The following is a 25,926-nucleotide window of genomic DNA, read 5'->3' on the forward strand; positions in this document are numbered from 1 at the left end:
GTCCTTTCAGTTTGCTCTCGCTCTGGCGTCGACGACCGTCACCAGGCCCAATACGGGATCCTGCATCGCCGAAAAGGTCGCGATGGTGCCATTGGCGCGTGCCTGTTCCTGCAGGTCATCGAGCCAGCGCTGGATCTGCTCGGTCGTGGCGGTCGACGGCACGGCAAAGCAGCGGGTGCTGCCGGTGTCGACGATCGTCGATGGGCATTGGATCTGCGCCATCACGAGCGAACCGTCGAAATCTTTCGAATTGCCGCCACCGGAGCCGCGTAAGTTCGCCGACGACGATTGCAGCCCGGCCTGCAGGCGCAGCAGATATTGTTGGTTCGCTTCAATCGATTTCCCAAGCAGCTCATTCCAGACCGATCCGCGCTCGACCTGCGCCTGCGTATTGCGGTCGACAGCCTTTTTCAGCTGCTCGCCGCAGCCGTTCCCGTAGCTCGCGCTTTCGGGCTCGGTGTTGTCGCTAGCCGGCGGGGTCCGGTCGCCATCCTGCGCCTTGTTGCGGCCGTAGTAGGCGGAGACCTTTTTGACGTAATCCTGCGTCTCGGGGATGTTCGGGATCTCACCGTTCTTAAGCGACTGACGATAAGGACCGACATTGTAACCTGCGGCGACGAGGTCGTAGCGATTGCCGAACATTCCCTGGAGCTGCTTGATATATTTCACGCCGCCGCGGATATTGTCGCGCGTATCGTAGGGATTGACGCCCAGCTGAGCTGCGGTTCCTGGCATCAGCTGCATGACACCGGTGGCGCCGACCGCTGAGCGCGCGGACTGTCGGAAACGCGATTCCTGTTCGGCAATGGCGAGCGCGAAATTAGGATCGACGCCCTGGCGGGTTGCCTCGTCCTCGACCATACGGGCGACTTCCTGCTGGCTCGGCGTCCGCTGCGATGGCGCCGCCGGTGCCGTGTCGCCGCCCATGCCGTCTGCCGAGCAATCGGCGGGTGCGCCGGAGCCCTGACCGGGCGCTACGCTGTCCGTCGTACCGCCCGAGGCGCCTTTCAGTTTGCGAGTATCGGCCTGATAGCCCTGGTACCAGTTCAAGGTCGCCTGCTGGATCTTCTGGCGGGCATTGTCGATGACTGGAACCTGAGCGCGAGTGGCCGCAGGGGTCATCACTGTCGCCAGCGCCAGCACGCCGGCCGTCGCCAACTCAGGAAGCCTTGCGTTGTTCATCGGCCGCTTCTCCCTCCCAGTAGCAGAATTTCGACAGCCAATCTTTCGGATCGTCTCCATATTCTTCGAGCAGCATCTCGACCTCGCGCACGGTCTCCTCGCGGCCGGACAAGACCTTGATGAACTCCGGCATGTGGGACATGTCGACGCGCGCAATCACACTGCTCTTCGCCTGCTTGATCAGCATGAACCGCGAGCTCGGGTCGCCGTTCTTGACCCATTCGAATTCGGCCCTGGAGAGGCCAAAATGCTCCATGTAGGAGTGCTCATCGGCCTTCGGGTTGGCGAAAAAGATGTTGGTCGACGTCTGTTCGATGATCGTGCGGCTGACACTGGACCGCACGACGTCGTCGGCCGATTGCGTGCCAAAGATCACCAGACCGTTCCTTTTCCGGATGGTCTTGAAATAGTCTTTCATGGTGCGCTTGAACTCGTCGTCGTCGAGCAGTTTCCAGGCTTCGTCCATCAGGTTGATGATCGGCGCCTTGCCGTCGTAGATCTCGTCCAGCCTGTGGAACATGTAGAGGAGGGCCGCGGTGCGCACCGTCGGATCGTCGAGGATCGAGGTCATGTCGAAACCGATCATTGGCCTGGAAATGTCGAGGTCGTCGTCGGCATTGTCGAAGAGCCAGGCGTAAGGTCCCTTGTCGACCCATTTGTCGAGTCTGGCGATCAGGCTGCCTTCGGTCCTCTCGCTTCCGGCCAAGAGGGCACGCAAGGATGAGAGCCGGCGGTACGATCTGTCCTTCGTCTTGAGCACGGACTTGATCGCGTTGCGAATGATCGCCTCTTCCTGCGGCGTCAGGCTCTCGCCGTCCTTTGACGGCTTCAGCATGAAGCTCAAAAGCCCGTACAGAAAAACGCGGTTTTCCTCGGTATCGTCGAGCAGCAGCGGGTTCCACCCAGACGGTTCGCCGGGCTCGAGCGTCATGTATCGGCCGCCCGCCGCGCGCACCATGATGTCAAGGCCACGGTCCTTGTCGAAGACGATCGTTTTCAATCGAGGACTGACGCGGTAGGCCTGCAGGATCAGAAACGCCATGATGACGGTCTTGCCCGAACCAGTCGGTCCGAACACCGTCGTGTGTCCGACGTCTCCCTGATGGAAATTGAAGAAGAAGGGCGTGCCGGAGGTCGTCTCGAAAATGGTGATCGCCGGTCCCCAGTGATTGCCATCTGGCTTGCCATAGGGATAGGCGTGAAAACTGCTCAAGCCCGCGCAATTGAGCGTCGAGATGAGCGCGCGCCGCGCGATATAGGCCTGGTTGCCAGGCAGTTGCGCCCAGTAGGCCGGCTCGGCGTTCAGATCTTCGCGAACATAGGAGGCGCCTAGCGCCCCAAGTTCGTTTCCGATTAGCGCAACCGCATCATCAAGCTGGGTTGTTGTTTTTGCCACTGGCATGACGGTGAGGTGATGCTCGGTGAAGGCGACGCGTTTGCGGGCGAGTTCATCGCGAGCAATGTCGAGATTGGCCTGAACGCTGGAGCCGCCCTCGTCGGCTTTCGACATCTGACGATCGAGCCTTTCGATGCGGCTGCGGGCGGCCATGTCGTCGACGAACGACATCGACTGGGTCAGCACCATCTCGAAAGGGAGTTTGAGGATATAGTCGAGCATGCCGGCGCCGGTTTCGGGCGGATATTCCTTCAGCGACACCATCGCGGCATAGCGATCATCGCCGGATGTTTCGCCTTGGAGATGGATGATCCGGTTGCCGATCGACGTCCGCCGCGCCGGCAGCATCTCGTCGATCGGTGTATTGCCGAGACGGATCGGCCGGACCCGGCCGCCGTTCAGCAGTGTGTAGAAGAACTCGCATTGCTCCGAGAACCAGATTGTTCGCGTGCCTTCCTCAAGCATCGTGTCGTCGGAGATGGTCCGGTAGATCGTCTTTCCGTCACCAAGATCGACCTCGGCGCGCCGCACGTCGCGCAAGACTTTCGGACCGTAGGCAGCAAGCGATTTTTCCAGAGCTCTCGTTGCCTCGACAAGCTTGTCGCGCATCGCTCGGAACTGCTCCCTGCGCACGACATTGCCGCCGACGCCCATGATGCGGGACAGCGCCGAGCCTTGTCTGAACAGCGGCCGAACGACCACGGACACACAGGTGTCGTTGACGAACATCTCGTTCCTGGAGATGCTCGACTGATAGACGTCGTCGAGACGCCGCATAAAGGGATCGGCGAAAGCCGATGGCAGCGACGGCGCCACCTTGCGGCGGACCACATGGGTGTACAGCGCAAAATTGCCGACCGACGAGATCGCGCGGAACGCGGCGTTGCGCTGCCGCTGCAGCATGTTGATCGTCTCGATATCGGCAGTCTCGAACGAAAAGCCGGTCAATTGCACAGTGGAGACCAGGCAGTCGTTCTTCAGTCGGATAATGCCGTTTTCGATCGGCACATAGAACGGGACGTGTGTCGATATGCTGCGGTCGGCGAATATCTCCCAACCTTTCGACAAGCTCCCTTTCAACGATCTCGCCATGGTGCCCATCGATCACGCCCCATAGGTCCTGATGCCACCGCCGAGCCTTCGACCCAGAGGATTGACGCCGCACATGCTGAGGCGTCCGACGATCTCGAAAAACCAGAGGTCGAGCTTCACCGTCAGCACATAGAGGATGCTGTGAAGGATCACGAAAGAGACCGGGAACCAGAGGATGGAGCCCAGGACCATGAACACCATCAGCGAAATGAAGCACTCCGCCAGAAAGTATGTGTAAGGGATCCCCATGACCGTTGGCGGCCGCGTCAGAGCCAGGATGACGGGATAGGATTCGATATACTCATCGCCACCGTCGGCGGTGTTGACTGATCTAGCCATGGTTCAAGATCCGCTGCCAGCGAGGAAGTCGACGAGTTCGGCGGCCGCAAACATGCCGGCAAGGCTTCCCCCGACCCGAAGCAGGGCGCCCCAGGACCAGTATCCGAAGGCTGCGGCCAGAAACATGCCGATGAAGGCGATCGCTCCGACGGAGCGGCCGAAGGGGCCGGTAAAGAACTGCACCAGCCGGTCAGCGGCGTTTTGCAACGCGTCAAGGTTCTGCGCCGCCGCTGGCTCGAACTGGCTGACAAGCAGGATCAGGCTGGCCGCAAACACCATCGCGGCATTGCCGACCCACTTGCGCTTTGCCCTCGAACGCCAGGCGACGCTGCCATAAAGGACTGCCATTGCAATTACATTCATCAGTGCACCTCTTCCTTGACGATTTTCACGGGGTTGCCGATTTCGACCGGCCTCTCCTGCTGTTGAGAGAGGCCTTGTGGTGGGAGCGGATCTGCAACGGAAAAAACAAGCATCGGCGACTTTGCGCGATCGGCATTCCCTGCCCCGCGCTTCGAGCCGGACTCCGACGGAAGTGACAGGCCGCCATGCGGGCCCCTAGAGGTCGTCGCCACGCCAACGTAGAACCCGACGACCCGCGTGACATAGTCCGCGGTTTCCCGGATCAGTGGCAGGGAATGGCGAAGGTCTACGTTGGGTTCGCCGGCATTGTAGGCCGCGGCGATGAGCACTGGATTGCGATATTTGGCAATGAGAGCACGGAGAAATCGTGTGCCGGCACGGATGTTCTGTTCGGGATCGGTGAGATCACTGGCGCCGAAGGCCGCACCGATCCGCGGCATTACCTGCATCAATCCAATAGCCCCGGCGGAACTGACGAGACGTGGATCGTAGCCAGCATTTTCGGCCCGCATGATCGACAGCACCCAGTTCGGATCAACGTCTTCTGCAGCGGCGATCGCCAGTGCGAGTTTTGCATATTCTTTGGGAATGCCGGAAAGCAAATCGGGTCGGGGCTGTATCGACGACAGGTCGCTATCGGCTTTCGACGCGGTCTGCGGATCGACGATGTGAGGGGACGGCGTCTGCTCAAAGGAGAAGACGTCGATTGGCGAATGCACCGTGCGTTCGCGGCGCGTATTCGCGCTACCAGCCGCTTCTCCTGGTAATTTCGCGCGACTGTCTTCAAGCTCTTCCACCGTGTCCAATGAAAGAACGCCGGGTCCAATCGGATGTCCATCTTTCGGCGCGTCAAAGCGCTGACTGAAGCTGACCCAATCGATTGTCGGCTGTGGCGGCTGCTTGGCTGCAACGGCCAGACTTGACGCGGCGATTGGGTTCAACCGGGCTGCCACTCTCCCCACCCTCTCAGTCGTGATACCGCCAGGCCTACCGGCCTGAGCAGGCGTTTCCGAATAGGAGGGCAGATCGTTATCGCGAGGGTCGGAAGCGAAACCGGTGAGCAGGAAGCCCGACATTCCAGCAACCCACAGTACGCTTCGCGACCATGCCTTTTGCGGTCTCTTCACGGGCGAAAATGGGATGCGATCCATGGCCGAACCAGTCCAAAATTATACTGCGGTATAATATTTTGAACTGCATTCCGTTACGGAAATCAACCTTAAAGTTTCACTCGGGTATAATTAATGGCAGCAGTAGCGATGGCCGGGGTGCTCGTTTCCTGAGCAAATTCAGTCGTGTAGCCGCGACCATTTATCTGGCATCCAGCGATATTGGATCTGTTCGCGATCGCCCAGAACACGCGCCAGGCGCACCGCAGTGCCTCCTTTGATCAACACCGGACTGACATCCGTTCCTGATCGAGGCTCATAGATTCGGCAGACGAAATTGGGCAATTCCTTCTGGATCCTCGAGACCGGATAGCAGGACGCGACCTGATAGCGGCTGTCACCGCCACTGATATTAAGACCCATCTGCTGGACAGGACCGAGGCGTTGGCGTCCGAACTGGGTACCATACTCAAGCTGGCACTCGACGATATTGCTGGCATAGGCTCTGCAAGCGGTGAGGCTGAGGTAAGCAAATGGGACTGGGGGCAGCGGTCGCGGTGGGTGTATCAGGCCGCCACATCCGGACAACAGGATCACTATCGCCAAAGATCCCGATCGCGTTTTGGAAATCCGCATCGTGTTGCTTTCTAATTTTCCTGCCGATATCCGGCATGGGCAAGGGTTTCGAGAAAGAGAGCACGGGCAAGCCGGCAGTAGGGTGATGATGGCTGTGCCAGGTGGAGCTGCGTCAGGACCAGTCCGAGATTGGAAATAGTGGCTACTACGACCGCGAGGTCATCATGGAGGGTGTCACGGAAGATCTCCCGACCCTCATGACCTTTCACGGTGATGGCGTAGTCATTACGCGCGATGCTGTGCCACAGTTCGACGGTACCGGTTTCGCCGCCTGCGCTTTCCGCATCGCAAATCAGCATGAGCGCGTAATCTGGATGCGGCAGGCCGCTTTCCTCGATTGACGTGCCGCCATGGAATTCCGTCAACACAACGCGCGATGCGAAGAGCAGCATCCGTTCGTTGACCAGCAGACGTCTCTGCCCAAGGCGGACGAAGCCGTTCATGGCGCCAGAGCGGGTAGTGGCAGGTGAAAGACTCTCTCCGCAATGCTCACAGATCGACAGCAAGCGATCGTCCTTGAACTCGAACGCGCTGTGAAAGCGGTTGACGATGAACTGCTCGATGTTCTCCGTCCGACCGCCCAGCCACTCGACGAATGCAAAGGCCCCAAGCGGTGACCACGGCTGCTTCAGAACATCCTTCTCCGAGGCGAGGTCGGCAATGACGAGGCTCGATGGCCCGACGACAATGCTGGCGGACCGGGTCTGTGCGCCGCAGCCCGGGCAATCAGTCGATATCGGAACTTTGTACCATTCCTTCGTCAGTAGAGATCGATTGTGTGTCAGACGAGAACCGGGCTCCTGATAGGCGGTTCGATTACCGCAAGCGGGACGCCGGACCTGGGTACGAGTTCCCTACCCAGAGGTCAGCGTTCAAAAGGTGGACTTATACTTCAGTATAATTTATCATCCAGATGCGGAGAACTCAAGGCTCCTTCGCCGGGCTCGCCCGTTCCGCATTGATGCTGGTTTCTTGGATGCCAACTCTCATTCGAGGTTTCGCATTTCGCTGTCCATCCAGCCGCAGAATCGCCGAGTAGCTCTTGATTCCGAGCGGCGCGCTGGTAACGACATGTACCGCTCTCGACCGCCTCTTGGCGCCGATTGAGTGGCGTGTGGCGCAGTTTGCATTTGTCGGGCTGCGGTCTATATGCTGAATCTTCTGTTTCAGTGTTGAAGAGCCCGGCCGGGAGTATCCCAATGACACGCAATCAAACCTTTTCTATGGATATCGGGTGGCAAGCATTGCTTAAGGACTTCGGTGTCCAGCCCGGCCATGTGCTGCGTAGGGCTGGCCTTCCTGAAGACCTGTTTTCGCGTGAGGGACATGGGCTAACTACGGAGGAGTATTTCCGTTTTTGGCGGTCCTTGGAGGCGGAGGCCGGTGATGTCATGTTTCCGTTGCGGATCGTTGAGACCGTCTCAGTGGAATCTTTCGATGCGCCTCTGTTCGCAGCGCTATGCAGCGCCAACCTGATGCAAGCGGTGCAGCGCTTGGCGAAATACAAGCAGCTTTTGGCGCCCATGAGTCTCGAAGTCGAGGTGAGCAATGGCGGGGAATTGACGGTTTTGCCTCGCTGGCTGACCGTACGGATGCAGGTGCCGTTTTCATTGCAAGTGGCCGAAATCGCATTCTTTGTGCGGCTCGCTCGGCTCGCTACCCGCGAGCCGGTCAAGGCGTTGCGCGTAGCGCTTCCAGTACTCCCTCCGAGCCCTTATTCTCGGCGCTACGAGAACTTCTTCGGCGTTCCCGTGCAACAGGGGCCTGCGCCAAGCATCACCTTTTCGGCAGCAGATGTGTTGCGCCCGTTCCTCACCGTCAACGCAGGCATGTGGCGCGTTTTCGAGCCCGACTTGCGCCGCAGGCTTAGCGAACTGGATGCGACCGCCACGACAGCCGACCGCGTGCGTGCAGTTCTGCTGGAGCTGCTGCCGAGTAATGCGGCCACCATCGAGAAGGCCGCTAAACGCCTTGGCATGAGCAAGCGTACGCTGCAGCGCCGCCTGGAGAATGAGGGAGAGAACTTCCGCGCCATAGTCAATGCCACCCGAGAAAACCTGGCACGCCACTACTTGACTAACACCAAGATGTCCGGTGGCGAGATCGCCTTCCTGTTGGGCTTCGAGGATCCCAATTCCTTTTATCGAGCATTCCAAGGCTGGACTGGGCAGACGCCCGACAGTGCCCGCAACGCCATCCATTTGAACTGAGGAAATCATCCAAGGTGCCCGCTGACGTTAGCAACTGAAGTTTGGCGTAGTTTGCTTGGAGACTGGCGCGAATCGCTAGGGAGCTGATGCCTCCCGCTGCGTACAGTAGGCAGCACAGAAGGCGAACCAAACCCCAAGGCGCCATGCACATCAAATTCTCGAACCGTGGATTTTAGAGATGAATACGAAAGTTGCACTCGTCACAGGCGCATCGTCCGGCATCGGCGAAGCCACCGCCCTCAAGTTGAAGGCCCTCGGCTACACGGTTTACGCCGCAGCGCGCCGCGTGGACCGGATGCGTGCCCTAGCGGGCGCTGGCATCAACATCTTGGCTATGGACGTGACGGATGACGCCTCGATGCAGGCGGGCGTCCAGGAAATCATCGACAAGTCGGGCGGTATCGACGTCCTGATCAACAACGCCGGTTATGGCTCCTACGGTGCCGTAGAGGACGTACCCCTCGATGAGGCCCGCGCGCAGTTCGAGGTCAACGTGTTCGGTGCTGTGCGCCTTATTCAGTTGGCCCTGCCGCACATGCGCAAGCGGCGCTCGGGAACCATCGTCAACATCACCTCGATGGGCGGCAAGATCCACACGCCGCTGGGCGCCTGGTACCACGGCACGAAGTTTGCGCTCGAGGCGATCAGCGACTGCCTGCGCCTGGAGGTGCAGCCTCTCGGCATCCACGTGGTGGTCATTGAACCAGGCGGCATCAATACCGAGTGGGCTGGAATTGCTGCGGAGAAGCTGCGCGAGACCTCTAGCGAGGGCGCTTATGCCGGACAGGCCGATGCCGTGGTCAGGGCGATGGTGAGCGAAGCCAACCGCAAGCGCATGTCACCGCCTGATTTGATCGCGGATACGATCGGCAAGGCACTCAGCGCCCGCCGTCCAAAGACGCGCTATGCCGTCGGTTTCGGTGCCAAACCCATGATCTTTCTGCGCCGCCTGCTCTCCGACCGGGCCTTCGACAGTTTCATTCGCATGGCTATGGGGATTCCGCGTAAAGGCGTTTAAGACGGTGATGAGCAATTCCCGGGTATTGGGAACCGGCTGCCCACCGGCATTTCGGGCGCCTCGATGTCGTGCTGAACAGCGCAGGCTACGCACTGGTCGGCGCCATCGAAGAAGCGAAGCTGGAAGACGTGAAGGCGGAGTTCGCGACCACCTTCTTCGGGCGACATCGTGCTGGAGCCGTCGGCAATCATAAGGCCCTCCCGAAATGATTGATGAATCTGCCTCATATCTACAAGCGCACTGGCACCACTAATTCCGCTTCGCCCTATTTGCTAGTTGTTAAGCGAGAATGAGTATCCGGCGAAAGCTCGCCAGAAGCAGAGGCTGAACTGACGTTGCTCAAGCGTTTGATCGGATGACGCAGCATGTCCAGTCTACCGTGCACCGCAGATCGCTAATTGCATCTGCGACCGTCCAACTGAAGCCGGAGATCTGGAAACGAATCGTTCGGTACATCTCCAGGTGTGCCGCGCATCTCTTGTACGCAACAGGATTCATGCGGGAATGAAAATAAAGATTGGATTCTTTGGGGTCGCATTACTGGGCGGGCTACTGGTTTTTGCCGTCGGCTATCTCATGCTTCCTGAGGGGATCGGAGCGACACCTGCTCATGCTGAGACGCGTGCAGCGACTTTCCCCGAACTGGAGAAGCTCGTACACTATACTACCGTGCGCCGCGGGATAACACGCGAGCACATGCTTACCAACCAGACCGCACTCGACGCTATCCAGGCAGGGAAGCCGGTTCCGACCGGAACCCATGTCGTTCTGGTCGATCACCAGAGTGACGTCCTGGCCCGGTATCTCGTCGCCGAAAAAACAGGAAACGACCCCGACGACTGGGCGTATCAAGCATTTAATCCAGACCGGTCAATCAAGACGGATGATGAGAGTCCGGCACGCTGTTATTCCTGTCATCAATCCCGTCAGGACCGGCAATACATGTTCACCTTCAACGATGCGCGCAGTTTCGAGAACTAGCGCCTTAGCTTCCCATTCAAAGAGTACCTCATCGTGAAGTCGTCCCCTCTTATCAATCGTCTCTTGCTGCCCGGCGCAATGGCGATTCTGCTTCTGCTTTCGCTGGCCTATTGGTGGCTCGAAAACGTGCCTCACGAGATTTTCGGCACCGCGATGTTCGCCTTGCTCGCCTACCACATCGTGGTTAACCGGTTCTGGTTCAAAAATCTATTCACGGGCCGATATGATCGACGCCGCGCCTTCGTTGTCGCCCTCCATCTGGCTTTGATCGTCAACATGATCATCATGCTGGTTACCAGCGTCGTGATCTCGAAATCGCTGTTCAGCGCGCTCCCCATTCCCGACAGCATCTACCTGCGGGAAGTCCACTGGTTCTCGGCCTATTGGGTGATGATCATTGTCGGCATCCATCTTGGCCTCCACTGGGCGCGCGTGATGGCGTTAAGCCGTTCGATCCTGGGGCTTTCCCCTATTTGCGCCGTTCGGACGCTCTTGCTACGGATTGCTACCGTTCTTCTCGCCGGGCTCGGCGTGTGGAGCTTTTCGGTGCTCGGTGTCTGGACCAAGCTGACCTTCACTTACAGCCTCGATGTCTGGAACTTCAAAACCTCGGTAACGCCATTCTTCGGACACTGGGCGGCCGTGGTGGCGCTTCCGGCGATCGTCATGCACTATGCAATGGCGAGCTGGAGAAACCGGCAGCGTACACGGCCGGCAACCGGCAGGCTACGAAAGGCGTCACGGGGAGAAGTCGCGCAAATGCCTTGAGAGATCGGCGGGCTTCCTCTTGAAAGCGAGCTATGGCTTGGACAGCGCTGCACGACCGCATCGCCATCATGACTCCGCAATCGCACCAGATCGGTCCGCTACGTCGCTCCCTCTACGCACAACGGCGCTTGGCAGCCGTCCTTCCATCCTAGCACTACGTGCGATGGCGCAACGCTTCGACGATGGCGACGAAAGCCGGCGAGGACTGACGACGGCTCGGATAATATATGTAGTAACCATCCCATTTTGGGCTGAAGTCCTGGAGCACACGCACCAACCGTTTCTTCCCAATATGCGGCAAGGCGACATCCTCAGGCACATAGGCCAGACCGAATCCCGCAACCGCCGCCTCGACAGCCTGGTACGAGTTGTTGAAGACGAGCTGTCCCGTAACGCGGATTTTGATCTCCCGCCCCTGATCCTCGAACTCCCACGCCCAGAAGCCCCCACTGGTGGGAAGGCGCTCGTTAATGCAAGTGTGCCGGATGAGGTCTTGGGGGTGCTGCGGTTCCGAATTGTTCTTGAAGTAGGATGTCGCCCCTACCACCGCGAAGCGGAAGTCGGGACTGATACGCGCCGAGATCATGTCCTTCGCGAGTTGCTCGCCCATGCGAACGCCGGCATCGTATCGCTCTGTCACGATATCGGTGAGGCCGTTTTCGCGCAGAAGCTCGACCTTGATATCGGGGTAGTTGGGCAGGAATTTTTGAAGTTTCGGCCAGAGAACGGAATTGATCGCGTGGTCGGGGGCCGTAATGCGGATATTACCCGCGGGCTTGTCGCGTAAATCGCTCAGCGCGTCTATCTCCGCGTCTATCTCGTCGAAATGAGGGCCGATTCCATTCAATAGCCGCTCTCCGGCCTCGGTCAGCGAGACGGCTCGTGTCGTGCGCGTGAGGAGCCGAACGCCAAGCCTCGTTTCAAGCCCCCGGATGGTATGGCTCAAGGCCGATTGGGAAATCCCGAACTTTGCGCCGGCTTTGGTGAAACTTCTTTCCCGGGCGACCGCCAGGAAGGCAAGCAGATCATTGACATTCTCGCGCGACACTCATGAGTCCTCTTCATGTTATGATCTGATTTATAACGCCTAATCAGGCTGCGGAACAATCATTGGGTTAAAGCTCGTGCGCAAGAGAACTTCACGAACAAACCCCATTCGATGCATTTGCAGGTACGTCTTTGCTTGACGGCACCAGCGATGCCCACCCGACTGGGGCGAGACCCTGAACGACCACCGAAGTCGATCTCGCCATCCTGGGTGGCGGAGCCGCGGGTATTGCGGTGGCCCTGCGCCTCCCGCCAGTGGTTTCTCGACCTGGTTGCTGGACGGGTCGAGCTGCCTTGGCGGCGGCGTCTGGCCCCAGGCTTGCAGCTTCCCCTCGGTTGCGGATGGATCCACTCGGCCGATCGTAATCTCTGGACAGCCATTGCCGAAAAGGCAGGCTTTGCGATCGATCGGAGCGATGCTGGATTAGGCAGGCAACATGCAGATCTCGGCTTTCTCCGGAACAGCAGGTCGCTGGTGCAAGGCAGCAGTCATGTCTGGGAACAGAAACTGCCGCGCCTTGTCTCGATGAGCGACAGCGCCGAGGATCCCTTGCTACCGGGGGCCGAATGGAACCCGTATGTCCATGCGGTCCGCGGCTTCTCCAACGGTGTCGCACCGGATCCTATGTCGGCGGCTGACTATCTCGCCTATGAGCAGCGCGCAGCTATCGCAATTGGCGAGCGCCGGTGGCCTATAGGACCTTGATCTCCGCAAGGCTGCCATCCCACGGCCGTCCGCCTCGCAACACCGGACGAGGGCGAGCACCGCTACTGCCTGACGATCACCATTACCAGCTAGGACAATGCACGCCTGCCACCGCAATCCCCCACGTATCCACGAACGTGCTCGTTGCCCGTCAACCGGCCTGCCTTCAGCCATCGATCCATCGCGCCCTTCCACAAGCGTCATTCCGCTCGCAAGCGATGAGAAACTGTTCCTCCAGATCGACGGCCAGGCCCTTTTTCCGCACGAGCCCATCGCATCGAGGATCCTAGGACACCCGGACCTGCGACTACTATATCCGCCCGTACGGCTGGCCTGTTATCGATTGTTGACTGGGTGACAGCGCCAGGGTCGTTTCTGTGGAAGGGGTCGTCGCCGCGTTCGACCTGGTCCTCGAATAATTGATCAAGCTCGTGGGCTTCGGCGTCCGCTTGAAGCTGGAAGGTTTGGCCGCATCCGACTGGAGCCGCTCGAGACGGTTCGGCGGCGCCTATAGCTGCGCCTTGCCCCGTCATTCGCAGGGGCGACAAATTCCTTTCCCGTTCCTGGGAAGGCAGAATCTTCATTGCCGACAAAGCGACCCGGGGGCATGGTTTTTCTACCGCACATGGTGCCTACGACAGCGGCTTACGTGCGGCCGACGAAGTGCTCGCGGCGCTTCAGCCGTGCGAACTGCTTTCGCTGCGAGGCTGAAACCTCGCACGCTATCGCCGCCAGCGGTTGCGCGGTGCGGTCCATCGACAAAAAGAAACCCGAGTGGAACATCCCCTCGGGCTTTATCGCGTCACGATGCATCAGCCCCGCCCAGGACTCAGTTTTGGGCAGGGCCTTTCGATCCGCTCACCAGGGCAGGACCTGCTTATCCTGATAGAAGCCGCCGGTGCCGCTGTCGGCGGGCAGATCGATGACATGCAGGATGCTGGCTGCGCCCTCGGCGACGGGCCGTCCGCCTTCGCCGCCCAGTTCGGTTGCGGTCCAGCCAGGGCTTGCGGCATGGACGGTGATACCCTCGTCAGCCAGTTCAGCGGCAAAGACCCGCGTCAGGGCGTTGAGAGCAGTCTTGGATGTCGCGTATGCCGGAACGGCCGCGCCCATCCGATCGAGCGACGCAGCCTCGCTGGACACATTAACGATGCGCGCCGCCTTTCCCTTGCGCAGCAGCGGCAGCACTGCCTGCGTCACGCGCCAGGCGCTGAAGAAATTGGTTTCCAGTGCCTGCTGGGCAACCGCGAGATCGGCTGTGGACGCCTTCTGGCCGTAGTCGTAGATCCCGCCCACGTTGTTGACCAGCACGTCAAGGCGGCCATAGCCCGCTTCAATTTTCTCGGCCGCAGCGCTGATACTGGCAAGGTCCGAGGTGTCGAGCTGAATCGGGTGAACGTCGCGGCCAATCTCTGACGCCGCCTTTTTTGCGGCGCCCGCGTCGCGGGCGCTAAGCAGTACGGTGTCACCGGCTGTGGCAAGCTGCGCGGCAAGTTCGCGGCCGATGCCGCGGTTCGCGCCAGTGATGAGGATGATGCGGGTCATATCTGTATCTCTCCTTGAAATAGTGGTTGAGGCGGCCGCGACGAGCAGTGACTTCGGTCGCCTGTCGGCTTGCGTACAGCCATCATTTAGGCAGCAGCTCCCACATTGTCAAACTATTACCCATTGAAAGCTGTTTAGTTCAATAATGTGGAATTTCGCTTGAAGCACTTCGGGCCTGATGATCGTCTGCATTTGGCTGGAATATGCGGCAGGGGGATGATAATGTTCAGCATTATGGAATCCTCGCCCTCTTCCGACCGCGTCATTCAGTCCGTGCGACGCGCCTTCGATCTCCTTGAGCGTATTGCCGCGCAACCCGGAGGCGCGCGGTTGAGCGAGCTTGCAGATGGCTTGGGCCTCAACCGCAGCACCGCCCACAACCTCCTCGCGTCTCTCGAAGAGCTCGGCTACATCGCGCAGGAGAAGAAGGGCGCCGCATACCGGCTGACCGGCAAACTCAGTCGTCTCGTGCGGCCGGATGCCGAAGCCGAACACGCCTTGCGCGCCCGCATCCGGCCCGTGCTTCAAGCCATGAGCGCGGCATCCGGCGAGTCTGCCTTCCTGGGCCTGGCCGCCGGCGCCGACTATCTCTGTGTCGATGCCGTGCAATCGGAACAGCCGCTGCACCTCGCCGTCAGGCCTGGAGAACGCAAACCGCTGATCGCTGACGCACTTGGCCATACCCTCCTGGCGGCCGATGCCGAGTTGGCGCGAACCGTTCGGGCCGGCGATCCGCTTTCATGGGATAGCCATGCCGAGGAAATCGCCGAGGCGCAGCGCAACGGCTTCGCTCTCGACCTTGACAGCCACCGGGCTGGAATTTCCTGTGTCGCGATCGCCCTCACCCCTGGCGCCGCCGTCGCCATCGCCGGACCGACGAGCCGCCTGCCCAAGTCACGCCTGATATCGATCGCCGAGCAGATGCGCCAGGAACTGGATAAGGTCAGGCCCGCCGGCCAAGGCTGGCTGTAATCGCAGCTTCCGGGCGACGCGTCGTCGCTGCAGGCTGCCGACAGCCCTGGCTCACCTCGCGTGCACCTTTTCTGCGGGCACACTGGATGACGTTCCGACTACCGGTTGAGCGCTTCGGTCGGCACGATGTCGTGCGGGCCAAGCCGGTCGGAGGCCGACTTCGCATGATGCCAGAAGGGATAAATCAGCGCGGGCGCGGACACCCGTTCCAGCCGGACGCGCTCGTCATCCGTCAGGTGGAGGTCGGCTGCGGCAAGATTGTCGATGAGTTGCTGTTCGGTTCGCGCGCCGACAATCAGCGAGGACACGCCCGGCCGGGCGAGCAGCCAAGCCAGCGACACCTGCGCCGCCGACACGCCGCGCGCGTCGCCGATGGCGACGAGTTCATCCACGATATTGTATAGAGCATCCTCGTCGCGCACTGGCGGTTCACCCCAGCCGTTGAGCTGTCGTGAGCCTTCCGGCGCCCGCTGCCCGCGCTGATACTTTCCTGTCAGAAGACCGGCGGCAAGCGGGCTCCAAACCAGCACGCCGACGCCGGCATCCTCGGCAATCGGCAGCAGTTCATACTCGGCCTCGCGTGCCTGCAACGTGTAGTGGATCTGCTGGGAGATGAACCGCTGATAGCCAAGCTTCTCGGCGATACCAAGTGCCTTCGATAGCTGCCATCCCGCATAGTTCGAACTGCCCACGTAGCGGACCTTGCCGGCCCGGACGAGCGTGTCCAGCGCCTCGAGCGTCTCTTCCAGCGGCGTTTGGCCATCCCACTCATGGACCTGGTAGAGGTCGATATGGTCGGTGTCGAGCCGACGCAGGCTCGCTTCGCACTGCTCGATGATGTGCTTGCGCGACAGGCCCGCATCGTTCGGCCCATCGCCCATTCCCATGCGCACTTTCGTGGCGATCAGGGCGCGATCACGACGGCCCTTGAGCGCCTGTCCCAGGATTTCTTCGGAAAGCCCATGCGAATAGACGTTCGCGGTGTCGAAGAGATTGACCCCGTGGTCAAAGGCGACATCGAGCAGGCGCCGGGCTTCGTCGACGTCGGTGTTCCCGGCCTTGGCGAAGAAGCCCGTGCCGCCGAAGGTCATCGTTCCGAATGTGACGGTCGAGACTTTGAGGCCCGACCGACCGAGATAGCGGTATTCCATCTGCATTTCCTTTCGCATCCTGTTGCGGCCGATGGGACGCACCACAGAAGTTCACGTTCGGTGCGCCGATAGGAGCTGGCCCGCCAAGCAAAGCTGCTACATCGGTGCCAGCCCAGGATTCCGTCGATGCGTTCGAGCCAACTTCAATTGCTCATGGCGAAGAAATCCGGAATGAACGGTTTGTTCACCCAGCTTTCCGTCCAGGGTGTCACGACATCGATCTTCCCGTTGATACTCTGGAAGTACCAGGAGCCGTCGATCTTCGTGAACGTGTCGTTGAAGGTGCCTGCAAACATGTAGGCTTCATCTTCGCCGTCGTCGTTCTTCAGAGTCTGGAAATCCAGAATGTAGAAGCTGGCCTTGGCGGTGACGCCGTCTTCGCCGATCTCGATCACCGACGGGATGAAGTAGTGGATCGACCAGGAAATCTGCTTTGCCACGGTCACGCAGAGCTGCTTGATTTCCTCTCGTCCGGTCTGGGCAGCCTGATCCTCGCCGACCTGCCACGTGGCCAAACAGCGCGGAAACCTGATCGCCGTTGAACCGGTTGTCGAGCGCCTCGGCGTATCGCGCCTTCAACGTCCTGATCTGCTCGATATCTTCCAGCCGCTGGAGCCGCTGGGCGTCGCTCAGAGCATTGGTCGTCATGTATCACCTGTTATAGTATTGGGATCATTGAGATCGTTTTAGCGCCGGTCGACGTGGACGCGCCGCTCCGTGAACTGCCACTGGCCGTTGCGCAGGGCAAAGCTGTCCGCATACCGTCCGCGCGCGGCTACATGGATGCCCGGCCCGTCCACCAGCTGGGATACGATGAAATAGGAAAGGCTGGTGGCCGTCCGCCCGTCGTCGGCAACGTCGACGAGGACATTGCCGATCAGATGCTGCGGGCCGAGATAGGCGTCATGCGCGGGGGTATTCTCGCGCAGCCAAGCAAGTTTCTCTGCCTTGCCGTGCGTCGCCCGCTCCGGGGAAATGTGCCAGGCCGCGTTCTCGAAGAAGGCGGCGACGGCCTCGAGGTCGCGTTCGTCGAGCCGGTAGAAGTAGCTATGAATCAGGCGCGCTATCTGGCTTTCGGCCTCGCGGCGGTCGTCACGCGAAATCATCGCGCTGTCTCCCTTCAAACATCGGTTTCGGACCCAAGCGATCCCACGGCGCTGGAGCATGATCGTGCTGGCGCGACGCGCGCCGATCGTCGTCCCGTTGCGTTTGCCCGTTGGTCTGGGACTGACAGCCCCGCGATCAGAACCCTTCCAGCACGATCTTGCCGCGTGCCCTGCCGCTCTCCAGCAGCCGGTGCGCCCGCTTGAGATTGGCGGCGTTGATGGTGCCGAAAGTTTCGGCCAGAGTGGTCTTGATCTTGCCGGCCTCGATCAGTTCCGCCACTTGCCGCAGGATGTCGCCCTGAACGCCCATATCGACGGTCTGCATAAGCGAGCGCATGAAGACGGCTTCGAGGTGAATGGAGATGCACTTCCATTTGAAGGGGTTCGCATCGAACACCGCCGGGCTGTCGATGTAACCATAGCGCCCCTGCGGCGAAATCAGCTGGACGATGTCATCGCGATATTCGATTGAGCCGGCCGTCGCGAAAACGAAGCCCGGCGCGCCGATGCCCAGAGCCTCGATCTGCGGGGCCAGCGGCTGGCTGTGATCGACGACATGATGCGCGCCGAGGTTGGAGCACCATTCCCTGGTTTCCGGGCGTGACGCGGTCGCGATCACCGTGAGGTCGGTTCGGGCACGCAGCAACTGAATCGCCATCGACCCGACACCGCCGGCACCGCCGATAATGAGCACCGCCGCGGCCGCGCCGGGAACAGGCCGCGTCACGTCGAGGCGCTCAAAAAGCATTTCCCAGGCCGTCAGGGAAGTCAGAGGCAGAGCAGCCGACTCGGCGTCGGAGAGGGATGCCGGGGCTCTCGCCGCGATCCGGGCGTCGACGAGGTTGAACTCCGCATTCGTCCCTTGCCGCCGAAGGGCGCCGCAGTAGTAGACCCGATCCCCAATCTCGAAGCCTTCGACCAGCCCACCCTTCTCAACGACAATGCCAACGGCATCCCACCCCAGGACGCGGAACTCACCGTCTGCCGGTGCGGCATTTCGGCGGATCTCGTAGTCAATCGGATTGACGGCCGTGGCCGAGATTTCGACGAGCAGATCATGATCGGTCGGAACGGGCTTCGGTAGCGTGATGTCCATCAGGGCATCGTCGCGGTCGATGGGTCCGTTTTTGCTGTAACCCACTGCTTTCATGGCATTGTCCTTAGCTGCTGAGGCGATTGATTTGCTGACGCGACATGATCGCGACGCGAGCCAGCACGTCTCACCAACCTAATGATTAATTCCCTAATGTCAAACGAATGGCATTATGATTATCGCTTAGTTCATCATTACCAAACTAACGGTGAGCCTTATCCGTCGTTTGCCGCCGCCTGCAGCAACGCGGGGTCCTGCCGGCGAGATCGCGCGAGCAAGACCGCAGACTAGCTGCGACCGTCACTTGCCGATCAAGCAAGTTGGGCTGAGGAGACGTGCGACCCGCCGCGTTTCCTCAGCGATTGCGCTGGATTTATCGCGTCGACACCGGCACAAGTTCTGCAGAAGCTAGGCTGTTCGAGCGGACCATATAGCCGACCTGAGCAGCGCTCATCTCCGTGTTGATTTCCAGCTTCTCGACCGACAGCGCCCAGATCTTGAAGTGGTAATGGTGCGTCTTGTCGCCGGCTGGCGGGCACGCTCCGCCATATCCGGGCATGGCAAAATCGGTACGGCCTTGCACGGCGCCGGCAGGCAGTTTGCTGCCATCGCGCTGGCCTGCATTCCGATCCAGATGGTTCACGGAGGTCGGGATGTTCAGCACGCTCCAATGCCACCATCCACTTCCGGTCGGCGCATCCGGATCGTACATGGTTACAGCGAAGCTTTTCGTGCCGTCAGGCGCACCAGACCAGGACAGTGCCGGCGATTGATCCCCGCCTCTGCACCCGGACCCGTTCTGCACGTACAGGTCGGCCAATTGCTTGTTGTGCTCCACATCGGAACTCGACAAACGCATATCGGCGGCATTCGCCGTCGTCGTTAAGAGCGACAAGGCAGCCGCCAGAACTATCTTTTTCATTTTATCACCATCATTTTGGTTGCGCCGCCGAGCGGACTGTTATGTCGATTATTCGAGCTGGGCACTGTCACCCTATCACCGGCCGTGGGTTTCGGGCGGCGTGGCTGAGAGCGGCGCCTTTCAGCGCTGTTCCCAGGCGTCACTCACGCAACGAGGTGCTGTTGAAAGAAGGCCGTGAGCCGGTCGAACGGGATCAGGTTAACCCGGTCATAAAGATCAACGTGGCCTGCACCCTTGACCCAGACCAGTTCCTTTGGTTCAGCGGCGCGGGCATAGGCATCCTCGCTGAATTCCTTGGAATGCGCCTGGTCGCCGGTGATGAACAGCAGCGGCCGCGGCGAGATCGTCTCGATGTCGTTGAACGGATAGAAGTTCATCTGCTTGATTTCCGCCGTGATCGGGCGGTTCGTCGTGAGATATAGCGACGAGCCTTCCGGCACGAACTGGCCGCGCGGCGTGCGATAGAAGTCGAAGAACTCGCGCTCGATCGGATGGGCGTTGGGCCGCAGCGTCTCAAGCATGCCGTCGCCATACTTCTTTGCGCCACCCTGGAACTCGACGTAGCGCTGTTCCGCAGCGGCGGCGATCGCCTGCTTGCGCTGTTCCAGCGACTGCGACTTGTTGAGGCCATTGCGAGTGACCGAGCCCATGTCATACATGCTGACGGTTGCGATCGCCTTCAAACGCGGGTCAAGCTTGGCCGCGCTGATCGCGTAACCGCCGCTGCCGCAAATACCAACGATGCCGATCCGGTCTCGATCGACGAATGGCCGGGTGCCGAGAAAGTCTACCGACGCCATGTACACTTCGGTGTAGAAATCGGAGGCGACGGCGTTACGTGGGCCCTCGCTCTCGCCCCAGAAGGTCAGGTCGGGCGCAAGCGTGACGAAGCCCTGCTCGGCAAGCTTCTGAGCGTAAAGGCTGGAGCTCTGTTCCTTGACCGCGCCGTTCGGATGGCCGGCGATGATGGCCGGATATTTGGTCGCGGGATCCGCGTTCTTGGGCGTGTACAGGTTGGCGACGATGTCCATCCCGTACTGGTTCTTGAACGTGACCTTCTGGTAGTTCAGCTTATCGCTCTTATAGAAATTGTCGGCGCCATTCGACATGTCTTGGGCCCTCGCTGTTACGGGAATGTTGAGGATGGACATTGCTCCGAGCGCGGCCACGCCGGCGCCCGTGAGCTTCAGGAGTTCACGACGGCCGACGTCAAGATCGGATACCGGCTCGGGCTTGTTCAGGATTTCATTCTGCTGGGTCATGGCGAACCTCCTTCGATGTTCGGTTGCACGGGTCGTATGTAATTGACTGAGGCTCTAAGGATTAGATCGGCCGGCTCGCTTGTAGTGATGAATCGGACTCATGAATGAGAAAGGCTCGATCAGGTTAAAAACGCGACTTGTTCAATGAAGTGACGCCTGCAAGGAGCCACATCAATCCGATGGTGAGTACGCGGAGTCGTGGCCTCTCCTGCCCACGAGGAACGGGGCTCCGTCCCGTTGCTCGTGACCGCCGTGTAAGACGCAGACTGAAAACAATTTTCCCCACGTCTTATGGCTCAGGGCAGAGTGTGACACCCTGAAGCGGACGGCGGCACGGGTGAAACTTCGCTCTTCTGCAACTGCTTTTGAAGATGTCAGGTGAGAGATGATAGTCGAACGACATTAGTGAGCCATTGTCATAAGCCCTAGCGATTTGCGCCCACTAATCAATGAAATCGATACTTTGTATGGTTGCGTTAACGTCAGCCCAGTTAAGGAGATACCGGCATGAACACGCACATTACCAAGGCGATTCGAGCGGGCAGTTTTACCGGCCGGCGCGCAATTCTGACGCTGGTTATTGCAGCGATCGCGGCTTTCGGCGCGGCTGCCACCTTCGCGCCCCTCGCCGTTGCGCAGGACGCAGCCGCTGCGAAGGCCAGCGTTTTCGCGGTCATTTACGAGCGCGGTCCCGCCTATGAAGATAACAAGAACATCACTGAGCAGGCCAACATCAAGGACCACGTTGCCTACGGCCAAACTCTCGGGGACAAGTTCCTAGCCGGCGGACTACTCGGCACACTCACCGACGACAAGGTGCTAGGCATGGTCGTGTTCGAAGCTGAGAATATCGAAGCGGCGAAACAATGGGTGAGCCAGGACCCTGGAATACAAAATAACGTGCTAAGCGCGACTGTGCGCCATTGGCAGGTCACCAATATCAAAGCCTTTCAGGGCAAATAGCTGCACGGGCTTGCTCCCTCTCTCGCCGGATCATCGGATCTTGGGACCGTTGAGACGAGCCCTCTGTTTTCGTCTCGCTCCTAGCGGACGCGGCTGGGCAACGTGCGGCCGAAGCCAACGGAGGGGAAGTGCGATATACGTAGGAGCTCCGCTTGAACGAATTGGCCACCCGACCGGCGACGAGGTTTTTGACTTCTACCGGCGTCCAGAAGTGGAGTTCACGTCCGCCGGCGCGTCGGCGCAGAGCACCATGACCACGCTGGCGTAACGTGAAATTTGTGAACTTCTATCCTCTCCAAGACCGTGGGACGGGGTCGCCCGGGCCGCTTCTTTTTATCCCCGGGGACTAAGCTCACTCGAGAGATTTCACCGAATTGGCCTACTCCAAAGCCTCCGAGCCGAAGGAGCTGCTTTGGGTGGAAGGCCGGTCACGTCGATCTCTATGACCGCGTCGAGCTCATCCCGTCGCCAAGGTTTTCCATGGGAAGCGGCCGACCGTTGAAGCGGCACAACCGACCGAAGGATATACACATGTCTGACAATATTGCCGGCAAGGTGATTGTGATTACCGGCGCAAGCAGCGGCCTGGGCGAAGCTACCGCCCGGCACTTGGCCGAGCGCGGCGCGACTGTGGTGATGGGCGCGCGTCGTGCCGATCGGATCGAGGCGCTGGCGCAGGAGCTGAACGCAGCAGGCCACAAGGCTTTGGCCATCGCGACAGATGTCACTGTCGCTGACCAGGTCAAAAGTCTAGTCGATACAGCCGTGCGCGAGTTCAGTCGCTTGGACGTCATGCTGAACAACGCCGGTCTCATGCCGCTCGCACCGTTGGAACGTCTCCGCATCGATGAGTGGGACCGCATGATCGATGTGAATATCAAGGGCGTGCTTTATGGCATCGCTGCAGCTCTGCCGCATATGAAGACGCAGAAATCGGGCCATATCATCAACGTCTCCTCCGTCTACGGCCACGTCGTGGATCCGGGCGCGGCCGTCTACTGTGCCACCAAATTCGCGGTGCGGGCGCTGTCGGAGGGTCTGCGCAAAGAGGTGAAGCCTTACAACATCCGGACAACCATCATTTCGCCCGGCGCCCTCAAGACTGAGCTTCACGACCATATCAGCGAGAAGGACATCCATGACGAGACCAAGGCCTTCGTCGCGGAAATCGCTGTGCCGGCAGCCACATTCGCCAGAACGGTTGCTTTTGCAGTCAACGAGCCGGACGACGTCGATATTAACGAAATCCTGTTCCGGCCCACAGCGCAGCCGGTCTGAAAAAACATCAGGACGAGCAGGTGACACGTCTCTAGAATGAGACTGCTTGTTGTACCAAGTTCAGCAAGGCTGCCGTCCGTGATGAGTGCATAAATGATCAGCCGTGGTGGTCACGATCGGGCACGATGAACATATCCCAATGCCCAGCACCACCGCCCGTAATCCGCATATTAATCCTGCAAACGCAGCACCTTATGGAGCGCATTGGGCTACTGCACAATCACCCGGTTGCTTGAACACCGATTCGCACATTCGCCGATATCGCGCTTCAGACATTCGCCGATGCACTCCGTCGCAGATATGACCATTTGCCCAATCGCATATGTTGCGGTCCGCGCAGTATCGCATTCGCCATCTATCTCGATTCCGCAATCACCGATCCGCGTATTTGTCTGGGCACTGATTGGCCGAGTGACGGATACGCCGTCTAGAACAGTCGCCGAATTGCTATCTCGCTGATTAGCGCATTTGCCTATTCGCTGAGCGGTTGGTCTGGGGCCTAGAACGCACTACCGGTCATGGCGGTCTTCCCTTCCGGTAGAGCGATCCGCGTCAGAAAAGCCGGGCTATCCGCCAGTCCGTCTTCCGTCCGATCAGCCGGCAAACATCGCCAGGGCTGGGCATCGCATGCGCCGCCGCGACAATGGCCCTGCGGGCGACACGGCTAACGGTATACCGTTAGCCTATCCTGCCATCTATCACTAAGCCGACTTCGTCACCGTGCCCGAGGCGCCCATGCTGTTGCGAGTCATCAGACAAAGCAACAGCGCCGGAGGAACAGCAGTGCCGAAGTCGGCTTAGTGATAGATGCTGAAGCGAGCCGTCGTCGTGAGGTGCCGGGATGTGCGTGACCGGAGGGAGCTGACATCGATGGCACACGAGCGATGAGACGGTGAGCGCACCGCAGGAGAGGACGGCCACTTGCAGCCGGCGCCCGAAACATGAGGGCACAGCGCAAGGTAGCCGTCCTGTCCGTCATTGTTTGGGGAAGTCGCGGCAGCGTCCGCCAACCGGCCCGAAAGGCCGGGCGGGTCTTGACCCGCACCACAGGGAGAGGAGTGTTTGACGGGTGAGGCGGCAAGTCCTTCCCTTCACTACCGCACGCAGGCTCGATGCCTGCAAGCGGTCAACCATGAAAGAAGCGAGAGACGGCAATGCCGCCTCTCGCGCTCAACCTCAGCCCTAAACGACACGGGCAATGCTGATGGCAATGCCTGTCTCCCGCGCAATATCGCGGATGATCGTCGCGAGGGAGCCGATCTCCATTTCGCTCACGGAGACGGTCGTCGGATAGCGGATCTCGATGCCGTCGCAGTCTGCCGACAAGGCGTTATGCCACTCGCCGCCGTTGACCCGATATTCATTGGTTTCGTAGCCGATCTCCAATTCATCGAGCAGGATGATCGCGTGATTGGCAAGGATTTCCTCCTCAACTTGAAGCTGGCATGAGATCACCCCGTCGGTATCGTCCTCAGCGATCAATTCACGCTGCAGGGCAATGATATGGCGCGTCAAGTCGATCGCTCCATCGAGGCCGGCAAGCAGCCGGTCGTGGAGCATCTTTGAGAATTCATCCTCGAAACCGACACGGTTCGCGGTTACGAGAAGCTTGAAGCCGGCAAACTTGGCATGAAGCATGAGAAAGTTGAAATCAGACATAAGAAGCCTCCTTTTCGTTCTGACGAAAAGGTGCCCGCATTGGCGACCCAAGGGGTCAAGGATCGCGAGAGCGACCGCCAGCGGCGGCGAGCGGAGGAGCCGATTTTTTTGTCGTGTCGCGTCAGCGGCGCGGCGGAAAAATTGGAGGGGCCGCGATGTCCTTGAGGCCGCCGGGGCGAATGCGACAATAGGAAGTCAGAGAGAGATAGACCACGGCGCCACCAGGCGCCGTGACCGTTTGCGGGCTTGGTGACTGCAAGCGAATAGCACCGTCCGCCGCACGCGGTTTGCTCTCATCACGCGTTTCGCTGGCCCATCCATCTGCCGCGATAAATCGATCTGGATCGACCGATTCAGATCGATGGGCGGACGATCCGCTCTCCTCGACCAACTCTGTGTCGAACGCGATTTTGCGTCGCCGATCGAGACAACAAGGCTAGTCGTCCTCACCACCACCGAGCAGTCCATCAAAGACTTCCAGGAGTGCCTTGGTGATCGCTTGGCCAAGTGCGTTTCCCGCCAAGCGAAGCTCTTCCTCCGTCCCGTCCCGCGCTGCTCTCGCCAGCTCGAACCCCTGATCGCTGACGATCTGCTTGGCGGCTTCAATCGCCCAAAGCCCGAAGTCACCGCGATTATCGATCTTGATTGCGTCGTCCATTATGCTCTGCCCATTGTTGCAATGCGGCTTCTACCGCGACCGATCGTCAACCGCCAGCACTCATCAACGTCGTGAATCAGAACCCTCGCATCGATTCAAAACTGTCGTTGGACGCGAGCGGACGCCTTCGTCATGGTTTCACCATGACACTCTATAGTTTCAGGCTTTATTGCCAGCGTATCGACGCAACGAAAAACATGGCGCGCTATTATGCGCTCTCCATGCAGCCGACCCTGTTCGGCGAGACGGCGGTGGTTCGCTGCTGGGGACGGATTGGAAGACGCGGCGGAGAGAAGTGCGAGGTGTTCGCGACCGACAGGGAAGCTGCGCGGCATTTCCTGGAACTGGCACGGACAAAGCGCGCCAAAGGCTACCGACCGGTCGGAAACTGTGGAAATCCCGGCAATTCCACGCCACATGCCGCACCGCCTCAATGACATCGGCCAAATCCGCTGTCAGGGATTCCGTAT

The 25,926-nt window shown here is 59.8% G+C and carries 27 protein-coding genes; 9 read left to right on the forward strand and 18 right to left on the reverse strand.

From position 1 onward, the window contains the following. Nucleotides 1–6: 6 nt before the first annotated feature. The 7 genes from FHX14_RS26685 to FHX14_RS33170 all read right to left on the reverse strand — a co-directional run bounded on the left by FHX14_RS26685 (nucleotide 7) and on the right by FHX14_RS33170 (nucleotide 6,623). Entirely contained in the window at nucleotides 7–1,182 is a 1,176-nt protein-coding gene (locus FHX14_RS26685; protein WP_184379849.1) for a transglycosylase SLT domain-containing protein, read from the reverse strand. Next, complete coding sequence (locus FHX14_RS26690) at nucleotides 1,160–3,679, reverse strand: VirB4 family type IV secretion/conjugal transfer ATPase (RefSeq protein ID WP_184379851.1); 2,520 nt, start codon at nucleotides 3,677–3,679, stop codon at nucleotides 1,160–1,162. The genes FHX14_RS26685 and FHX14_RS26690 overlap by 23 nt, the downstream gene beginning before the upstream one ends. 3 nt (nucleotides 3,680–3,682) lie before the next feature. Then, nucleotides 3,683–4,009: a VirB3 family type IV secretion system protein gene (locus tag FHX14_RS26695; RefSeq protein ID WP_168320279.1), complete on the reverse strand. Its 327-nt coding sequence runs from the start codon at nucleotides 4,007–4,009 to the stop codon at nucleotides 3,683–3,685. Nucleotides 4,010–4,012: 3 nt separating this feature from the next. Continuing rightward, nucleotides 4,013–4,372, reverse strand: coding sequence for a TrbC/VirB2 family protein (locus tag FHX14_RS26700; RefSeq protein ID WP_131631665.1), 360 nt, complete (start codon nucleotides 4,370–4,372; stop codon nucleotides 4,013–4,015). Continuing rightward, nucleotides 4,372–5,448, reverse strand: coding sequence for a lytic transglycosylase domain-containing protein (locus FHX14_RS26705; RefSeq protein WP_184379853.1), 1,077 nt, complete (start codon nucleotides 5,446–5,448; stop codon nucleotides 4,372–4,374). Before FHX14_RS26705 ends, FHX14_RS26700 begins: the two co-directional genes overlap by 1 nt. A 213-nt stretch (nucleotides 5,449–5,661) precedes the next feature. Beyond that, nucleotides 5,662–6,117, reverse strand: a complete 456-nt coding sequence (locus FHX14_RS26710; RefSeq protein ID WP_130815713.1) for a hypothetical protein — start codon at nucleotides 6,115–6,117, stop codon at nucleotides 5,662–5,664. Between the two features lie 11 nt (nucleotides 6,118–6,128). Then, nucleotides 6,129–6,623: a hypothetical protein gene (locus tag FHX14_RS33170; RefSeq protein ID WP_246713465.1), complete on the reverse strand. Its 495-nt coding sequence runs from the start codon at nucleotides 6,621–6,623 to the stop codon at nucleotides 6,129–6,131. Nucleotides 6,624–7,316: 693 nt separating this feature from the next. Here FHX14_RS33170 and FHX14_RS26720 point away from each other — a divergent pair. The 5 genes from FHX14_RS26720 (at nucleotide 7,317) to FHX14_RS26740 (ending at nucleotide 11,094) form a co-directional block, all read left to right on the forward strand. Next, nucleotides 7,317–8,327 (forward strand): AraC family transcriptional regulator, encoded by a 1,011-nt coding sequence (locus FHX14_RS26720; protein WP_184379855.1) that lies wholly within the window; start codon nucleotides 7,317–7,319, stop codon nucleotides 8,325–8,327. A 178-nt stretch (nucleotides 8,328–8,505) separates the two neighbouring features. Then, entirely contained in the window at nucleotides 8,506–9,345 is an 840-nt protein-coding gene (locus FHX14_RS26725) for an oxidoreductase (RefSeq protein WP_130815716.1), read from the forward strand. A gap of 68 nt (nucleotides 9,346–9,413) precedes the next feature. After that, nucleotides 9,414–9,554, forward strand: a complete 141-nt coding sequence (locus FHX14_RS26730; protein ID WP_246713466.1) for a hypothetical protein — start codon at nucleotides 9,414–9,416, stop codon at nucleotides 9,552–9,554. 295 nt (nucleotides 9,555–9,849) lie between these two features. Next, nucleotides 9,850–10,326: a cytochrome P460 family protein gene (locus FHX14_RS26735; RefSeq protein WP_132575258.1), complete on the forward strand. Its 477-nt coding sequence runs from the start codon at nucleotides 9,850–9,852 to the stop codon at nucleotides 10,324–10,326. 63 nt (nucleotides 10,327–10,389) lie between these two features. Continuing rightward, nucleotides 10,390–11,094, forward strand: a complete 705-nt coding sequence (locus FHX14_RS26740) for a DUF4405 domain-containing protein (protein ID WP_246713467.1) — start codon at nucleotides 10,390–10,392, stop codon at nucleotides 11,092–11,094. A 154-nt stretch (nucleotides 11,095–11,248) separates the two neighbouring features. On the opposite strand, the gene FHX14_RS26745 is transcribed toward FHX14_RS26740, so the two are convergent. The 3 genes from FHX14_RS26745 to FHX14_RS26760 form a co-directional block, all read right to left on the reverse strand. Beyond that, on the reverse strand, nucleotides 11,249–12,142 hold the full coding sequence (locus FHX14_RS26745; RefSeq protein ID WP_132575260.1) for a LysR family transcriptional regulator: 894 nt from the start codon (nucleotides 12,140–12,142) through the stop codon (nucleotides 11,249–11,251). Nucleotides 12,143–13,492: 1,350 nt separating this feature from the next. Then, nucleotides 13,493–13,660 carry a hypothetical protein gene (locus tag FHX14_RS26755; protein ID WP_165932267.1) on the reverse strand — a complete coding sequence of 56 codons (168 nt, stop codon included), beginning with the start codon at nucleotides 13,658–13,660 and terminating at the stop codon, nucleotides 13,493–13,495. Nucleotides 13,661–13,705: 45 nt separating this feature from the next. Then, on the reverse strand, nucleotides 13,706–14,392 hold the full coding sequence (locus tag FHX14_RS26760; protein ID WP_184379857.1) for an SDR family NAD(P)-dependent oxidoreductase: 687 nt from the start codon (nucleotides 14,390–14,392) through the stop codon (nucleotides 13,706–13,708). 222 nt (nucleotides 14,393–14,614) lie between these two features. Between FHX14_RS26760 and FHX14_RS26765 the strand changes: the two genes are divergently transcribed. Next, entirely contained in the window at nucleotides 14,615–15,364 is a 750-nt protein-coding gene (locus FHX14_RS26765; protein WP_184379859.1) for an IclR family transcriptional regulator, read from the forward strand. 98 nt (nucleotides 15,365–15,462) lie between these two features. Here FHX14_RS26765 and FHX14_RS26770 read toward each other — a convergent pair whose 3' ends face one another. The 6 genes from FHX14_RS26770 to FHX14_RS26795 form a co-directional block, all read right to left on the reverse strand. After that, complete coding sequence (locus tag FHX14_RS26770; RefSeq protein WP_132575268.1) at nucleotides 15,463–16,515, reverse strand: aldo/keto reductase; 1,053 nt, start codon at nucleotides 16,513–16,515, stop codon at nucleotides 15,463–15,465. 143 nt (nucleotides 16,516–16,658) lie between these two features. After that, nucleotides 16,659–17,030: a nuclear transport factor 2 family protein gene (locus FHX14_RS26775; RefSeq protein WP_184379861.1), complete on the reverse strand. Its 372-nt coding sequence runs from the start codon at nucleotides 17,028–17,030 to the stop codon at nucleotides 16,659–16,661. 171 nt (nucleotides 17,031–17,201) lie between these two features. Then, the gene (locus FHX14_RS26780) at nucleotides 17,202–17,621 is read right to left on the reverse strand and encodes a nuclear transport factor 2 family protein (RefSeq protein WP_184379863.1); all 420 of its coding nucleotides are present in this window, start codon (nucleotides 17,619–17,621) and stop codon (nucleotides 17,202–17,204) included. A gap of 136 nt (nucleotides 17,622–17,757) precedes the next feature. After that, a complete protein-coding gene (locus FHX14_RS26785) occupies nucleotides 17,758–18,771 on the reverse strand; it encodes a zinc-binding alcohol dehydrogenase family protein (RefSeq protein ID WP_184379865.1) in 1,014 nt (337 codons plus the stop codon). A 316-nt stretch (nucleotides 18,772–19,087) separates the two neighbouring features. Continuing rightward, the gene (locus FHX14_RS26790) at nucleotides 19,088–19,636 is read right to left on the reverse strand and encodes a YbhB/YbcL family Raf kinase inhibitor-like protein (protein WP_132575276.1); all 549 of its coding nucleotides are present in this window, start codon (nucleotides 19,634–19,636) and stop codon (nucleotides 19,088–19,090) included. A gap of 143 nt (nucleotides 19,637–19,779) precedes the next feature. After that, nucleotides 19,780–20,898, reverse strand: coding sequence for an alpha/beta hydrolase (locus tag FHX14_RS26795; RefSeq protein WP_130815729.1), 1,119 nt, complete (start codon nucleotides 20,896–20,898; stop codon nucleotides 19,780–19,782). A gap of 507 nt (nucleotides 20,899–21,405) precedes the next feature. Here FHX14_RS26795 and FHX14_RS26800 point away from each other — a divergent pair. Both FHX14_RS26800 and FHX14_RS26805 read left to right on the forward strand, forming a co-directional pair. Further along, nucleotides 21,406–21,861: a YciI family protein gene (locus FHX14_RS26800; protein ID WP_132575280.1), complete on the forward strand. Its 456-nt coding sequence runs from the start codon at nucleotides 21,406–21,408 to the stop codon at nucleotides 21,859–21,861. A gap of 531 nt (nucleotides 21,862–22,392) precedes the next feature. After that, complete coding sequence (locus tag FHX14_RS26805; protein ID WP_184379867.1) at nucleotides 22,393–23,139, forward strand: SDR family oxidoreductase; 747 nt, start codon at nucleotides 22,393–22,395, stop codon at nucleotides 23,137–23,139. Between the two features lie 1,182 nt (nucleotides 23,140–24,321). On the opposite strand, the gene FHX14_RS26810 is transcribed toward FHX14_RS26805, so the two are convergent. Continuing rightward, the gene (locus FHX14_RS26810) at nucleotides 24,322–24,798 is read right to left on the reverse strand and encodes a hypothetical protein (protein ID WP_184379869.1); all 477 of its coding nucleotides are present in this window, start codon (nucleotides 24,796–24,798) and stop codon (nucleotides 24,322–24,324) included. A 436-nt stretch (nucleotides 24,799–25,234) separates the two neighbouring features. Continuing rightward, nucleotides 25,235–25,456 carry a hypothetical protein gene (locus FHX14_RS26815; protein ID WP_184379871.1) on the reverse strand — a complete coding sequence of 74 codons (222 nt, stop codon included), beginning with the start codon at nucleotides 25,454–25,456 and terminating at the stop codon, nucleotides 25,235–25,237. Between the two features lie 143 nt (nucleotides 25,457–25,599). Here FHX14_RS26815 and FHX14_RS26820 point away from each other — a divergent pair, with 143 nt between their 5' ends. Continuing rightward, the gene (locus tag FHX14_RS26820) at nucleotides 25,600–25,893 is read left to right on the forward strand and encodes a WGR domain-containing protein (protein ID WP_184379873.1); all 294 of its coding nucleotides are present in this window, start codon (nucleotides 25,600–25,602) and stop codon (nucleotides 25,891–25,893) included. The last annotated feature ends 33 nt before the right edge of the window (nucleotides 25,894–25,926 follow it).

This window comes from Rhizobium sp. BK619, assembly GCF_014195245.1.
GTDB classification, from domain to species: Bacteria; Pseudomonadota; Alphaproteobacteria; order Rhizobiales; family Rhizobiaceae; genus Rhizobium; species Rhizobium acidisoli.